The sequence below is a fragment of the Streptomyces sp. NPDC051684 genome, assembly GCF_044453445.1.
In the GTDB taxonomy this organism is placed as follows: Bacteria; Actinomycetota; Actinomycetes; order Streptomycetales; family Streptomycetaceae; genus Streptomyces.
Genome location: NZ_JBITCS010000022.1, coordinates 20,065 through 32,966, shown reverse-complemented (window position 1 = coordinate 32,966; position 12,902 = coordinate 20,065). Strand labels below are relative to the sequence as shown.

Below are 12,902 nucleotides of genomic sequence, written 5' to 3'. Positions count from 1 at the left end.
GGCTGTCAAGAGGGGTCGTCGAAATTCGCCCTGCCCGCGCCCTGGTCGGGGTCTTGAGGAACCGGCTCGTGACACGTGTTTGGCCCTGGAGTTCTGGGAAGGTGAAGGCCCGTTGCCGGTCACGGGAGTTGGGGGAGATGGGCCAGCGCCGATTTCGCGCCGCACGAGCGGTGCAGCGTGGACCTGGTCGCCGATGCCGTGGGGCGGCTCGGCGCGCTCGGCTGGCTCACCGAGCACAACGACTCGGACGCCGACCCGCCCCTGGTCAGTCCCACCGCCGCCGGGCTCGCCGAGGTCGCCGTCTGGGACGAGGCGTACGCCGACCGGGAGGCCAGGCGGCGCTACGCCAAGGCCGCCCTGTTCGCGTACTGTGACCGGGCCGGGCAGCACCGCGGCGGCGAGGAGTCCCACCCCGAGAACTTCCTGTGGGTGAGCGAGGCCTTCTACTGCGGCCGTCAACTCCCCCTGGAAGACCTGGAGTTCGCGAGAAATCACCTGGAACTGCCCGCGCCCGTCCACGTCGGCCCGGCGGAACGGGGCGAGGGCGACGTCGCCGACCGGCACGCCGCCGCTGCTCGACAACGTGCACACCGACGCCGGCCGCGACTTCCTCGAACTCCTCCTGGAACAGCGCGCGTTGCAGGAGCGCGGCGCCCGCGACCCCCTCGTCGTGCTCGCCACCGAGCTGCGCGGCGACGCCGACGACGATGACGACACCCCCGAGGAGGAGCAGGAGACCGCCCCGTACCCGCACGCCACCCGGCAGCCCCTGCACGAGGTCGGCGCGCGCACCCGCTGGAGCCGCGACGGCACGGAGCCGTCCCAGGGCGTGCTGCTCCTGCCGCTGCCACCGCTCGACACGGAACACCTGGAGCGCATGCTCCGCAGCGACGAGCGGGGTCACGTTCGACCCGTACATCGCGACGGCGCTGCACGATCTGACCCGCGGGCACCCCATGGGGGCCCGCCGGATGTGCGACGCCGTCGTGCACAAGGCGCGCGGCGAGGAATGGGTCGCGGCCGAGGAACTGCTCGACCTGGACCATCCGGGCGGGGCCGGGGAGTCGGTCATCCGGAGGCTGCTCGACACCCTCGTCGGCAGCGAGAACCACGACGAGCTGTGCCTGCTCTCGCTGGCCTGGGACCGGGAGGCGGCCGAACAGCTGGCCGAGCGGTGGGTGCCGCGGACCATCGACGACCTGGCCGCGGCCGACGGCGTCGCCGCCCAGCTGGAACGGGAGCGCTGGTCGCGCGGTCCCGGCAGCCGCCCGTTCATCACGGACCGCTTTCTGCGCGCCCTGCTCGTGCACCAGATGCGCAGCGGACGCGGCGCGGGCGGCGTGGGCTGGGGCGACGCGCACGGGCTGCTCGCGCAGCACCACAGGCGCCGGGCCGAGGGCCGCTCCGGGCGGGCCGGGCGCGACGAGTGGGCCCGCTTCCTGTGGCACCGGCTGGCGGGCGGGGAGACCCAGGAGGTCGTCGACCGGCTGCACGCGGAGTTCGGGCGCCCCGAGGGCGACGCCCTGGAGTGGCTGCGGGCGCTGCGGACGGTGGCGCACGCGCCGCCCGCCCGGCGACCTCTGGTTCGAGCACTGCCAGGAGGCCGGCAAGGGTCGCAGGGACCGGCCGCAGGTGCGGGCGGACCCGGAGGCGAGCCTGGAGAAGCAGCCGGTCTTCCGGCTGCTGCACGCCCTCTGGTACGCCGCCGACGAGCTCGCCGAGGCGGACCGGCTGCCGGCCGCGCGGATCGGGCAGGACCTGTCGTTCCTGTCCGCCCAGCACCTGACGGGGCGCGCGGTCCTCGCCCAGGCGGCGGTCCGCCGGCCGCGCGCCGTACGGGACGGCGAGGACCGGCCGCTGGAGCGCAGCTGGGGAGGCGTGGCATGAGGGGCCGCCGGACGGACCGCAGGAACTGGCCCTGGCTGCCGCGACGGCTGCGGTTCCGGGTCTTCGGGCAGCACGTGCCCCGCACCCTGATCCCCACGGTGGCTCCCGGTAACCGCCCCATGCGGGTTAGGTTGAACGCGTGCGATTGAGAGTGGAGTTCACGACGGAGCCCTTCGACCTGGAGGAGGCGCCCGAGCACGCGCTCGCGGCGCGCCGGGTCATCGAGGCGGCCGATCTCGACGAGGTCGACGTGGGGCCGTTCGGCAATACGGCGGAGGGCGGTGCGGACGCGGTGCTCACCGCGGTCGACGCGCTGCTGCGGCGCAGCCTCGACAGCGGGGCGACGCGGATCTCGTTGCAGGTCAACGTGGTGGGGGACCCCCAGGGGAAGGGTGACGACACGTGAACGACACCGGGGACGCCTTCATCACGGCGGTGAAGCCACTGGTCGACGCGATGGGCGGGGAGCTGATGCCGCCGGACGGCGCGGGCCCCGACGACGTCGTGCTCGCGTGGCAGGGGGCCGATGTCGTGGCCGTGCGCCTGCCCCAGCTGGCGGATTCGCTCGACCACATCCTGGCGGCCATGGAGCGCACCAAGGGAATGCCGCTGTCCGCGCTCGAACGCCGGCAGAAGCAGGAGGTCGTCCGGCTCCTGGAGGCGCGCGGAGCGTTCTCCGTACGTCACGGTGTGGAGACAGTGGCCGGCGCCCTCGGCGTTTCCCGCTTCACCGTCTACAACTATCTCAACCGGGACAAGACTCCCTGACCTGGGACGATGCCGAGCCAGCCGCGTGCCTCCACACCGCCGTCCGATATCCGGACGGCGGTTTTTTGTAACTCCGAGTTTTCAACAAAGTGTTGACGTGATGTTTCCGGGGGCGTTAGCTATCTGCAGCCCGTCCAGCACAAGGCCACGGAGGCACCCCGTGACTTCAGGTTCGACGCCGGGTCTCACCCGGTTCAACGCCTCGGACGAGAGCGCGGCCCAGGCCGAGCTCCACGAGGTGTGTGCTTCATCGGCGTGGGGGAGCAAGATCCTCGCCCAGCGCCCCTTCGCCTCAGCAGAGACTCTCTTCACCGCCAGTGACGCCGCGATGGCGGAACTGACCGCGGACGACCTCGCCGAGGCGATGGCGGGGCACCCGCCGATCGGCCGCCCGAAGCCGGGTGACCCGACGTCCTCGCGTGAGCAGCGCGGCATGGCGGGGGCGTCCGAGGAGCTCAAGAAGGAGATGCTCGAGCTCAACCTGGCGTACCAGGACAGGTTCGGTCACGTCTTCCTCATCTGCGCCACCGGCGCCACCGGGGAGCAGATGCTCGATGCGCTCAGGACCCGGCTCGGCCACACCGCCGAGCAGGAGCGGGAGATCGTCCGCACCGAACTGGGCAAGATCAACCGCATTCGCCTGACCCGCATCGTAGAAGCACCGTAAGAACAGGAAGCGAACGCCTGATGAGCACCGAGACCACGGCATCGGTGTCCACGCACATTCTGGACACCAGCATCGGACGCCCCGCCGAGGGCGTCGCCATCTCCCTTGCGGCGCGCGCCGGTTCGGGCGCCGCGTGGCAGGCGCTCGGCGGCAGTGCCACCGACGCGGACGGGCGCTGCAAGGACCTGCCGGCGCTGCCGGAGGGCACCACCCACGTACGCCTCGACTTCGAGACCGAGGTGTACTTCGACAAGAAGCAAGCCGATGCGCAGCAGGACGCCCCCGCGAATCGGGACAGCGACACGACCGGAGCGTTCTTCCCGGAGGTGGCGATCACGTTCGCCGTCAAGCCGGGCGAGCACTACCACGTGCCGCTGCTGCTCAACCCGTTCGGCTACTCCGTTTACCGAGGGAGCTAGCAGACATGCCCACGATCCTGGGACACAACCAGTACGGCAAGGCCGAGAACCGAGTCGTAAAGATCACGCGGGACGGCGACACCCACCACATCAAGGACGTCAACGTCTCGGTCGCCCTCAGCGGTGACCTCGACGAGGTCCACCTCACCGGTTCGAACGCCAACTGCCTGCCGACGGACACCACCAAGAACACCTGCTTCGCCTTCGCCAAGGAATTCGGCATCGAGTCGGTGGAGCAGTACGGGATCGAGCTGGCCCGGCACTTCGTCGACAGCCAGCCGTCCATCCACCGGGCGCGCATCCGCCTCGAGGAGTACTCCTGGGAGCGCATCGCCGGCTCCGACGCGGGCTCCAAGTTCATCGGCGCCGACGAGGTCCAGCACTCCTTCGTCCGCAAGGGCCAGGAGACGCGCCTCGTCCAGGTCACCTACGACGGCGAGAAGTTCGAAGTCCTGTCCGGGCTCAAGGACCTGACCGTGCTGAACACCACGAACTCCGAGTTCTGGGGCTTCATCAAGGACAAGTACACGACGCTCAAGGAGGACTACGACCGCATCCTCGCGACGTCGCTGTCGACGTGGTGGCGGCACAGCTGGACGGGCGTCGACAACGAGCGCACGCCCAACTGGAACAAGTCCTACGAGCAGTCCAAGAAGCACCTCCTGCAGGCCTTCGCGGAGACGTACTCGCTGTCGCTGCAGCAGACCCTCTTCCAGATGGGTTCGCGCGTCATCAACAACCGCAACGAGATCGACGAGATCCGCATGTCCGCGCCGAACAAGCACCACTTCCGGCAGGACCTCTCGGCCTTCGGTCTGGAGAACGAGGCGAAGGACGGCGCCGTGTACTGGGCCGCAGACCGCCCCTACGGCCTGATCGAGGCCACCATTCTGAGGGACGGCGCCGACCAGCGCATCCCGGTCGACATGACCAACCTCTGACGCCATAGGCGTAGTTGACGCGGCAGCGCGCCCCCGTCCACCCGCAGTCGGCGGGGGCGCGCAGCACCCGGAGGGAACATAAAGCAATGGCAGTGCCAGCAAAGGGGCCGGCTGAAGCCGAGGGCCCGTGTTCCACCCCATCGGAGAGCAGCACCGCTACGCAGGTGCATCCGGTGGACGAAAAGCTCCAGCCGTCGCGGCTCGCGCCCGCGGCACTCCAGCACATCGCCGCCATGTACGCAGGCGTTGTCACCCCGCCGCTCATCATCGGCCAGGCCGTCCACCTCGACACTGCGGGCCAGACCCGGCTCATCGCCGCGTCGCTGCTCATCGCGGGTGTGGCCACCCTGCTCCAGACGCTCGGCGTCAAGGGCTTCGTCGGCAACCGGCTGCCCTTCGTCAATGCCGCGTCCTCCGCGGGCATCGCACCGATGCTCGCCATCGCCGAGACGAACGCCAAAGGCGACCAACTCCCCGCGATCTACGGGGCGGTCATGGTCGCGGGCGTCTTCTGTCTCGCGATCGGGCCGTTCTTCGGACGGCTCCTCAGATTCTTCCCGCCGCTCGTCACCGGCGTCGTCATCACCCTCATCGGTGTGACCCTGATGCCCGTGCCCGTCGGCTGGGCCCAGGGCGGCGACAAGACCGCCGCCGACTACGGCGACATGCGCTACCTCGCCCTCGCCGCCTTCACGCTCGTCGTCATCCTGCTGATCCAGCGCTTCGGCAAGGGCTTCGTCAAGCAGGTCGCCCTGCTCTTCGGCATGTTGATCGGCACGCTCGCCGCGATCCCGTTCGGCATGGCGGACTTCAGCTCCCTCAAGTCCGCGCCCGTCGCCGCACTCCCGACGCCGTTCGCCTTCGGCGCCCCGGAGTTCCAGCCTGCCGCGATCATCTCGCTCTGCCTCGTCATGCTCGTCCTGATGACCGAGTCGAGCGCCGGCATGCTGGCCATCGGCGAGATCTGCGAGCGCGAGTGCGACGGGAAGACCATCACCCGGGGCCTGCGCACCGACGGCATCGCCACCTTCCTCGGACCGATCTTCGGCGGCCTGCCGACCTCGGCGTTCGCCCAGAACGTCGGCGTCGTCTCCCTCACCAAGGTGCGCAGCCGCTACGTCGTCGCCGTCGCGGGCGGCACCCTGCTGATCCTCGGCATCTTCCCGATGCTCGGCGCGGTCGTCTCCCTGGTCCCCATGCCGGTCCTGGGCGGCGCGGGCATCGTGCTGTTCGGCTCGATCGCCGTCAGCGGCATCCGTACGCTCTCCGAAGCGGGCCTCGACGACAGCTCCAACATCATCCTCGTGGCCGTCTCGCTCGGCGCGGGCATCATCCCGCTCGCCGCGCCGAGCTTCTACGCCGACTTCCCGGCCTGGGCACAGACCGTGCTCGGATCCGGAATCAGCGCGGGCGCGCTCGTCGCCGTCTCGCTCAACCTGTTCTTCCACCATCTCGGCACCCGTGGCGCACCTGCCGCGGCACTCAAATCTTCCTAGGGTCCTGCCGTGCCCACACGTCACACCGACTGAAGGAAGCACCATGGCTCCTGCCACGGCAAACCGCATCGTCATCGAGAACGTCGCCATCGCGACGGTCGACGCGCACGACACCGAGTACGCCTCGGGCCACATCGTCGTCGCGGACAACCGGATCGAGTCCATCGGCGCGGGCAGCGCGCCCGAGGGCCTCGAAAACGTGGTCCGCCGCATCGACGGCACCGGTCACCTGGCCACACCCGGCCTCGTCAACACGCACCACCACTTCTACCAGTGGATCACCCGTGGCCTGGCGACGGACCACAACCTGTTCAACTGGCTGGTGGCGCTGTACCCGACGTGGGCGCGCATCGACGAGCAGATGACGTACGCGGCGGCGCAGGGCTCCCTCGCGATGATGGCCCGCGGCGGTGTCACCACCGCCATGGACCACCACTACGTGTTCCCGCGGGGCTCGGGCGACCTCTCCGGATCGATCATCCGGGCGGCCGCCGAGACCGGCGTGCGCTTCACCCTGGCGCGCGGCTCGATGGACCGCAGCGAGAAGGACGGCGGACTGCCGCCGGACTTCGCCGTCGAGACCCTCGACGGCGCGCTCGCCGCGACCGAGGAGACCGTAAGGAAGCACCACGACGACTCCTTCGACGCGATGACGCAGGTGGCCGTGGCCCCCTGCTCGCCGTTCTCGGTGTCCACCGAACTCCTCAAGCAGGGCGCCGAGTTGGCGCGCCGCCTCGGGGTTCGGCTGCACACCCACGGCAGCGAGACCGTCGAGGAGGAGAAGTTCTGCCACGAGCTGTTCGGCATGGGCCCGACCGACTACTTCGAGTCGACGGGCTGGCTCGGCGAGGACGTGTGGATGGCGCACAGCGTCCACATGAACGACTCCGACATCGCCGCGTTCGGCCGTACGAAGACGGGGGTGGCGCACTGCCCGTCCTCCAACGCCCGCCTCGCGGCGGGTATCGCCCGCGTGCCCGACATGCTCGCGGCCGGTGTCCCGGTCGGCCTCGGCGTCGACGGCACCGCCTCCAACGAGTCCGGCGAACTCCACACCGAGCTGCGCAACGCCCTCCTCATCAACCGCCTCGGCGCACACCGCGAGGCGGCCCTGAACGCCCGTCAGGCGCTGCGCCTCGGGACGTACGGAGGAGCCCAAGTCCTCGGCCGGGCCACCCAGATCGGGTCGCTCGAAGCCGGCAAGCTGGCCGACCTGGTGCTGTGGAAGATGGACACCCTCGCCCACGCATCGATCGCCGATCCGGTGACCGCGCTCGTCTTCGGCGCGGCCGCACCGGTCACCCTCTCCCTCGTGAACGGCAAGCCGGTGGTCGAGGACAGCCGCCTGCTCAACGTCGACGAGGACGCCATCGCCCGCTCCACGCGGGCGGAGGCGCAGCGACTCGCGCGGATCACCGCCGAGAGCTGATGTCTTGAGACTCCGGTCAGGGGGGACGGCCCCTGGCCGGGGACTCGATCGAGCTGCCGAGCGGGCTGCTCGACCGAGTGCCGCCCCGGAACGTGGCCCAAAGCCTCACGTTCTCGGGGCGGCCAGTAATACCTGGGCGCACAACAACTGAATACGGCGGTACGAGCACCACCAGCACGACCTTGCACCTTGCACCACCTCCCAGAAGCGAAAAGCGCCGGCGGCCTGCCGGGGCTGGAAAACAACCGGAGGAGCCGCAGTGGCGACGAAGCCCAGGTTCACCAAGCAAGGCACGACCCCCGACGAGCCCGAGGACGTGGGCGCGGGGCATACCAAACATCCGGTAGACGAGAAGTTGCCACCGCTGAAGATGGCGACGACGGGTCTGCAGCATGTGGCGGCGATGTACGCGGGCGTGGTCGCGCCCCCGCTCATCGTCGGCGCGGCGATCGGGCTCAGCCCGAAGGATCTGACGTTCCTGACGGGCGCCTGCCTGTTCACGGCCGGTCTCGCGACCTTCCTCCAGACGCTCGGCATCTGGAAGATCGGCGCGCGCCTGCCGTTCGTGAACGGTGTGACCTTCGCGGGCGTCGCCCCGATGCTCGCCGTCGTCGGCTCGACGAAGGACAAGGACGACGCGCTGCCGATCATCTTCGGCGCCGTGATCGTCGCGGGTGTGCTCGGCTTCATAGCCGCACCCTTCTTCTCGAAACTGGTGCGGTTCTTCCCACCGGTGGTCACCGGCACGGTCATCACCCTCATCGGTGTCTCCCTGATGCCGGTCGCCTTCGGCTGGGCCCAGGGCCCCGACGCCAAAGCGCCCGACTACGGGTCGATGAAGAACCTGGCGCTCGCCGGCATCACACTCGTGATCGTGCTGGTCGTCCGCCGCTTCACGACGGGCTTCGTCAAGCAGATCGCGGTGCTGCTCGGCCTGGTGATCGGCACGGTGGTCGCGATCCCGTTCGGCGCCACGGACTTCTCACCTGTCGGCCAGGCGGACATCGTCGGGTTCCCGACCCCGTTCCACTTCGGTGCCCCGCAGTTCGCGGGCGCGGCCATCGTCTCGCTGTGCGTCGTCATGGTCGTCTCGATGACCGAGTCGACCGCCGACATGCTCGCCCTCGGTGAGATCGTCGACCGCCCGGCCGACGAGAAGACCATCGCGGCCGGCCTGCGCGCCGACACCCTCGGCACCGCGATCAGCCCGCTGTTCAACGGCTTCATGTGCAGCGCGTTCGCCCAGAACATCGGCCTCGTCGCCATGACGAAGATCCGCAGCCGGTTCGTGGTCGCGGCCGGTGGCGGCTTCCTCGTCCTGATGGGCCTGTGCCCGATGGCGGCCTCGCTGATCGCGGTCGTGCCGCGCCCGGTGCTCGGCGGTGCGGGCGTCGTGCTCTTCGGCTCGGTCGCGGCCAGCGGTATCCAGACCCTGGTCAAGGCCAACCTGGACAAGGACAACAATGTCCTCATCGTGGCCGTCTCGCTCGCCGTGGGCCTGATCCCGATCGCGGTGCCGGAGTTCTACCACGCGTTCCCGGAGAACGCGAAGATCATCCTGGACTCGGGCATCTCGACGGGCTGTGTCGCGGCGGTCGTGCTCAACCTGCTGTTCAACCACATCGGCAAGGGGCGCGACGCCGACGACGTCACGCATCCGATGGAGGGTGGCAGCGACATCGCGGGACCACGCACCGAGGCGACGACGGCGGGGGCGCACTGAGCGACGCGGCGGGGGTGACGCGGTCGGCGGCGCCACCCCCGCCCGCGTCTCAGCCGCCGCACACGGGCGCGGACTTCAGGTACCCGCCCAGATTCTCGTCGTCCGTGCCGAGCAGCGCCCGGCCGCCCGCCCCCGGCAGACACTCGACCGCCTCGATCTTGCGGCCGTCGAACCTGTCGGGGGCGCCGTGCCGTTCGGCGATCCGCAGCGTCGCCCCGGTGCCCGACGTGTTCAGCGACACCCGGCCTGCCTCGCTCACCGCCGAGGCGAACGGCCCGTCGTCCCCGGCGTCCGAGGCCGAACCGACCATGATCCGGCCGGACTTGGTCAGCGAGATGTCGGAGACGTGCCGCACCTCCCCCTTCGGGTAGGCCGCGCGGAACTCCGCCTTGCTGACGTTCCCGAACTCCGCCTCCCCGTACTCGTTCACGGCGAACGGCGCCGCGAACACCGTCGCCGGGCGGTCCTTGCCCGCGCCCCGGTCGGCCCACACCGCGACCGTCCGCCCGTGCGCCGACGTGCCGAGCGCGAAGCCCTCGAAGTCCGCGCCCTCGGGGATCGCGGGCAGCGGCGCCAGGTCGAGCACCCGTGCGGTGTCGCCGTCGACGTGCAGCCGGTACACGAGACCCCTGCTGGCCAGCGCCATGAACTCGCCGTCCGAGCCCGGCACCGCCTCGATCGCCTCCAGGTCCTTGGGGGCCATGCCCTCCCACGCGAGCGGGGTGACCTTGGTGTCCTTCGGCGCGGAGGGGTGGAAGGCGACGCGGCTGATCCGGCGCTCGCCGGGCATCTTGTTGTCGTGCACGACGAGGGCCTGGACCGCGCCGTCGGCCGTCGTCTTCCCGGTGAGCGCGAGGCCGCTGACCCCGGACCTGGCGTCGTCGCCGACCTGCTGCCAGCCGGTGGCGGGCGGCTCGGGCCGCGCCGGGGCGCCCGCGCGGGCGGGGGCGGCGAGGGCCAGCGTGACAAGGGCGGCGGAGAGCAGGGACTTGTGGCGCAACTGCATGGGCGGGGCCTCTCGCGTGGGGGCGTTCGGGTGGTGCCGTGCACGGGGTTGACGCGCGTAGAAAGGCGGCTCGAACGGGACCGTAGCGATCTTCGCGGGAGGTGGCAAGGGGGAGCGGGGCGCCGCTAGGGCTTGTCGTTTGGATCAGGCCCCGCGAGCCCGGCCTGATCCAAACGACAAGCCCTAGGACCCACAAGCGCCGGGAGCCGTGAGGGACTTGGCGTAGAAGCGGCTGTCGTCGTAGTCGCGGAACGGGCCGAACGGCGGCGTCGGGCCGTAGCCGTCGGCCTCGTACAGGCCGATCGCCTCCGGCAGGTGGACGCCCGTCTCCAGGACCATGCGCGTACGGCCCGCGTCCCGCGCGCTGTCCTCAAGCGCGGTCAGGATCCGCCGCGCCAGGCCCCGGCCGCGCGCCCGCTCCACGACGAACATCCGCTTCAGCTCGGCGTCACCGTCCGCGTAGCCCGCGTCGTCGCGCTCCTGCGCCCGCCAGCCGCCGCAGGCGACCGGGACCCCGGCGTCGTACGCGACGAGGAACAGGCCACGCGGCGGGTCGAAGTGCCCGGGGTGCAGATCGGTGAAGTCGTCGTAGCCGAAGCGCTTGCGGTACTCGGCCTGCACCTGGTCGCTGAGCGCAACCGCGTCGGGGTGTCCGTAGGAACGGCTGTGGAGGTTCATGACGGGGGAGCGGCGGGCGCGCCGGTCAGAGGCCGAGGACGGCCGGGGCGGCGGCCAGTTCCTTGAAGATCTCCCCAGGGTCGCGCACCAGCTTGCGCTCGGTGAGGTCCATGACGCCGCTCACGGCGGTCACTTCGGCCGCCACCGAGCCGTCGGCCCTGCGGAGCGTCTGGTGGACGCGGAACACCTTGCCGTCTCCGAACTCGAAGGCGCAGCTCACGTCGACGACATCGCCGGCGCGCAGCTCCCGCAGATAGCGGATGTTCGTCTCCAGGACGACGGGGCCCACCCCACGGCCCAGCAGGGCGTTCTCGTCGAGACCGGCGTGGCGCAGGAACGACCAGCGCGCGTGCTCCGCGTACTGCAAGTAGACGGCCTGGTTGAGGTGCCCGTTGACATCGATCTCGTACCCGCGGACCTCGACCGGTACGGAAAACTGCTCTGCCACGACGTTCCTCTCGATGGTGGGCGTTGTGCCGATCATGCCAACAGGGGGGTGGGACACGGCAGTCCGCGCCGCCGTGAGGTGCGTTACGCACGTCTGGGCGACGCCAGCAGATAACGGGACCCGCCGCCTGCCCGCGCGTGCTCGCCGACCTGCCAGCCCGCCTCCCGCAACGCCGCCGCGCACGCCGCGAGCCCGGCCGGGTCCGGGTGCTGCACGGCGACGGCCTCCGGCTGCGGGGTGTCCCGCACGCGATAGCCGGGGACGGAACCGTCCTCGCCGTCTGCCTCCGCGGGCGCGCAGCCCGCGGCCTCCAGGGCGAGCGCGGCGGACGGGGCGAGCCGACCGCGCTCCCAGGCGCACGGCCGGTCCGTCGCGCTGTCCGGGTTCGTCATCCGACGTATCTCCAGCAGGCCCTGCCAGGCCGTGCGCACCTCGCGCGCCCGCGCGGGCCCCGTGTCGGAGCCGGACCACGGCTCGCCGCCGAGCCGCGCGGCGAACACCCCGCCGGACTCCGCCGGGCCGGGCTCGGCGGCCGGCGGCTCGTCCCCGGCCTCGCGCAGCCGGTGACCCGCCGGGGTCAGGAAGTGCTCGTGCGGGGGCCTCGGATGCCGGAACGCCAGCTTCAGGGCGATGAGCCGGTCGAGCTGGGCGGGCGTGCCGGAGATCCGGCCCGTCTCCGGATCGGCGGCCTCGATGATGCGGCGCTGCGCGGCTGTCGGCGGTCTGGTCATGGCGTGCCTCCCGTCTTGCGTCGATGGTGCACGACGGGACTGACAACGGGCCGGTGCGGCCGGGCGGACGCCCTCAGGGCCGCAGGTTCCAGCCGGAGATCACCGGCCTGCCGTGCTCGTAGGTGAGGCGGCTGACCGTGCCCGTCGCCAGCAGGAAGTGCGAGCCGCCCGACGGCGGCAGCCCGAGGCGCCGCGCGGTCAGCACCCGCAGGAAGTGGCCGTGCGAGACGAGGACGACGCTGCCCTCGTTGTTGGAGAGCGCCGCGTCGACCTTGGAGAGCATCCGGTCGGCCCGCTCGCCCACCTGCTCGGGCGTCTCGCCGGGATGCTCGGGCGGCCCCGGCGGCACCCCGTCGTCGAACAGGTACCAGTCGGGCCGGGTGCGCTGGATCTCCCGCGTGGTGACGCCCTCGTACGCGCCGTAGTCCCATTCGTGCAGGTCCGCATCGACGGTGTAGCGCTTGAGGCCGGCCAGCTCGGCGGTCTCCCGGGTGCGCTGGAGGGGGCTCACGAAGACCGCCCCGATGTGATAGCTGCCGACGAGGGGAGCGACGCGGCGCGCCTCCTCCCTGCCGTTGTCGGTGAGCGGGATGTCGGTGAGGCCGGTGTGCTGCCCGGTGAGGGCCCATTCGGTCTCGCCGTGCCGGACGAGAAGCAGATCACCCAAGGTTCGCGCCTGTTCGCTAGGAGGTGGGCAGAGGCACGGCCA

15 protein-coding genes are annotated in these 12,902 nt (G+C 70.9%); 10 read left to right on the top strand and 5 right to left on the bottom strand.

The genetic code is table 11. The features are described 5' to 3' along the window. Positions 1–177 precede the first annotated feature (177 nt). The 10 genes from ACIA8D_RS25435 (at position 178) to ACIA8D_RS25390 (ending at position 9,330) form a co-directional block, all read left to right on the top strand. The gene (locus ACIA8D_RS25435; RefSeq protein ID WP_399235748.1) at positions 178–711 is read left to right on the top strand and encodes a hypothetical protein; all 534 of its coding nucleotides are present in this window, start codon (positions 178–180) and stop codon (positions 709–711) included. 260 nt (positions 712–971) lie between these two features. After that, positions 972–2,036, top strand: a complete 1,065-nt coding sequence (locus ACIA8D_RS25430; protein ID WP_399235746.1) for a hypothetical protein — start codon at positions 972–974, stop codon at positions 2,034–2,036. Continuing rightward, complete coding sequence (locus ACIA8D_RS25425; protein WP_399235745.1) at positions 2,027–2,293, top strand: hypothetical protein; 267 nt, start codon at positions 2,027–2,029, stop codon at positions 2,291–2,293. Before ACIA8D_RS25430 ends, ACIA8D_RS25425 begins: the two co-directional genes overlap by 10 nt. A gap of 50 nt (positions 2,294–2,343) precedes the next feature. Beyond that, positions 2,344–2,655 carry a helix-turn-helix domain-containing protein gene (locus ACIA8D_RS25420; RefSeq protein WP_399235817.1) on the top strand — a complete coding sequence of 104 codons (312 nt, stop codon included), beginning with the start codon at positions 2,344–2,346 and terminating at the stop codon, positions 2,653–2,655. A 160-nt stretch (positions 2,656–2,815) separates the two neighbouring features. After that, entirely contained in the window at positions 2,816–3,322 is a 507-nt protein-coding gene (gene uraD, locus ACIA8D_RS25415; protein ID WP_399235744.1) for a 2-oxo-4-hydroxy-4-carboxy-5-ureidoimidazoline decarboxylase, read from the top strand. 20 nt (positions 3,323–3,342) lie between these two features. Then, a complete protein-coding gene (gene uraH / locus ACIA8D_RS25410) occupies positions 3,343–3,741 on the top strand; it encodes a hydroxyisourate hydrolase (protein ID WP_399235743.1) in 399 nt (132 codons plus the stop codon). A 5-nt stretch (positions 3,742–3,746) separates the two neighbouring features. Continuing rightward, entirely contained in the window at positions 3,747–4,682 is a 936-nt protein-coding gene (gene pucL / locus ACIA8D_RS25405; RefSeq protein WP_399235742.1) for a factor-independent urate hydroxylase, read from the top strand. Positions 4,683–4,768: 86 nt separating this feature from the next. Continuing rightward, the gene (locus ACIA8D_RS25400) at positions 4,769–6,178 is read left to right on the top strand and encodes a nucleobase:cation symporter-2 family protein (protein ID WP_399235740.1); all 1,410 of its coding nucleotides are present in this window, start codon (positions 4,769–4,771) and stop codon (positions 6,176–6,178) included. A gap of 43 nt (positions 6,179–6,221) precedes the next feature. Beyond that, a complete protein-coding gene (locus ACIA8D_RS25395) occupies positions 6,222–7,607 on the top strand; it encodes an 8-oxoguanine deaminase (protein WP_399235738.1) in 1,386 nt (461 codons plus the stop codon). Positions 7,608–7,866: 259 nt separating this feature from the next. Continuing rightward, on the top strand, positions 7,867–9,330 hold the full coding sequence (locus ACIA8D_RS25390) for a nucleobase:cation symporter-2 family protein (protein WP_399235736.1): 1,464 nt from the start codon (positions 7,867–7,869) through the stop codon (positions 9,328–9,330). Positions 9,331–9,379: 49 nt separating this feature from the next. Here the strand turns inward: ACIA8D_RS25390 and ACIA8D_RS25385 are convergent, their stop codons facing one another. From ACIA8D_RS25385 to ACIA8D_RS25365, 5 genes are all read right to left on the bottom strand, one after another. Next, complete coding sequence (locus tag ACIA8D_RS25385) at positions 9,380–10,336, bottom strand: hypothetical protein (RefSeq protein ID WP_399235733.1); 957 nt, start codon at positions 10,334–10,336, stop codon at positions 9,380–9,382. A 183-nt stretch (positions 10,337–10,519) separates the two neighbouring features. Continuing rightward, positions 10,520–11,014 carry a GNAT family N-acetyltransferase gene (locus ACIA8D_RS25380; protein ID WP_399235732.1) on the bottom strand — a complete coding sequence of 165 codons (495 nt, stop codon included), beginning with the start codon at positions 11,012–11,014 and terminating at the stop codon, positions 10,520–10,522. Between the two features lie 25 nt (positions 11,015–11,039). Then, positions 11,040–11,462 (bottom strand): acyl-CoA thioesterase, encoded by a 423-nt coding sequence (locus ACIA8D_RS25375; protein ID WP_399235731.1) that lies wholly within the window; start codon positions 11,460–11,462, stop codon positions 11,040–11,042. Positions 11,463–11,545: 83 nt separating this feature from the next. Next, positions 11,546–12,193: a hypothetical protein gene (locus ACIA8D_RS25370; protein ID WP_399235730.1), complete on the bottom strand. Its 648-nt coding sequence runs from the start codon at positions 12,191–12,193 to the stop codon at positions 11,546–11,548. Between the two features lie 73 nt (positions 12,194–12,266). Then, a complete protein-coding gene (locus tag ACIA8D_RS25365) occupies positions 12,267–12,860 on the bottom strand; it encodes a histidine phosphatase family protein (RefSeq protein WP_399235729.1) in 594 nt (197 codons plus the stop codon). Positions 12,861–12,902 lie beyond the last annotated feature (42 nt).

Bases quoted from the DNA above. Each gene is read 5' to 3' on its own strand.
- ACIA8D_RS25430 (WP_399235746.1), top strand. From the start codon at position 972: ATGTGCGACGCCGTCGTGCACAAGGCGCGCGGCGAGGAATGGGTCGCG.
- ACIA8D_RS25420 (WP_399235817.1), top strand. From the start codon at position 2,344: ATGGGCGGGGAGCTGATGCCGCCGGACGGCGCGGGCCCCGACGACGTC.
- uraH (WP_399235743.1), top strand. From the start codon at position 3,343: ATGAGCACCGAGACCACGGCATCGGTGTCCACGCACATTCTGGACACC.
- pucL (WP_399235742.1), top strand. From the start codon at position 3,747: ATGCCCACGATCCTGGGACACAACCAGTACGGCAAGGCCGAGAACCGA.
- ACIA8D_RS25400 (WP_399235740.1), top strand. From the start codon at position 4,769: ATGGCAGTGCCAGCAAAGGGGCCGGCTGAAGCCGAGGGCCCGTGTTCC.
- ACIA8D_RS25395 (WP_399235738.1), top strand. From the start codon at position 6,222: ATGGCTCCTGCCACGGCAAACCGCATCGTCATCGAGAACGTCGCCATC.
- ACIA8D_RS25385 (WP_399235733.1), bottom strand. From the start codon at position 10,336: ATGCAGTTGCGCCACAAGTCCCTGCTCTCCGCCGCCCTTGTCACGCTG.
- ACIA8D_RS25380 (WP_399235732.1), bottom strand. From the start codon at position 11,014: ATGAACCTCCACAGCCGTTCCTACGGACACCCCGACGCGGTTGCGCTC.
- ACIA8D_RS25370 (WP_399235730.1), bottom strand. From the start codon at position 12,193: ATGACCAGACCGCCGACAGCCGCGCAGCGCCGCATCATCGAGGCCGCC.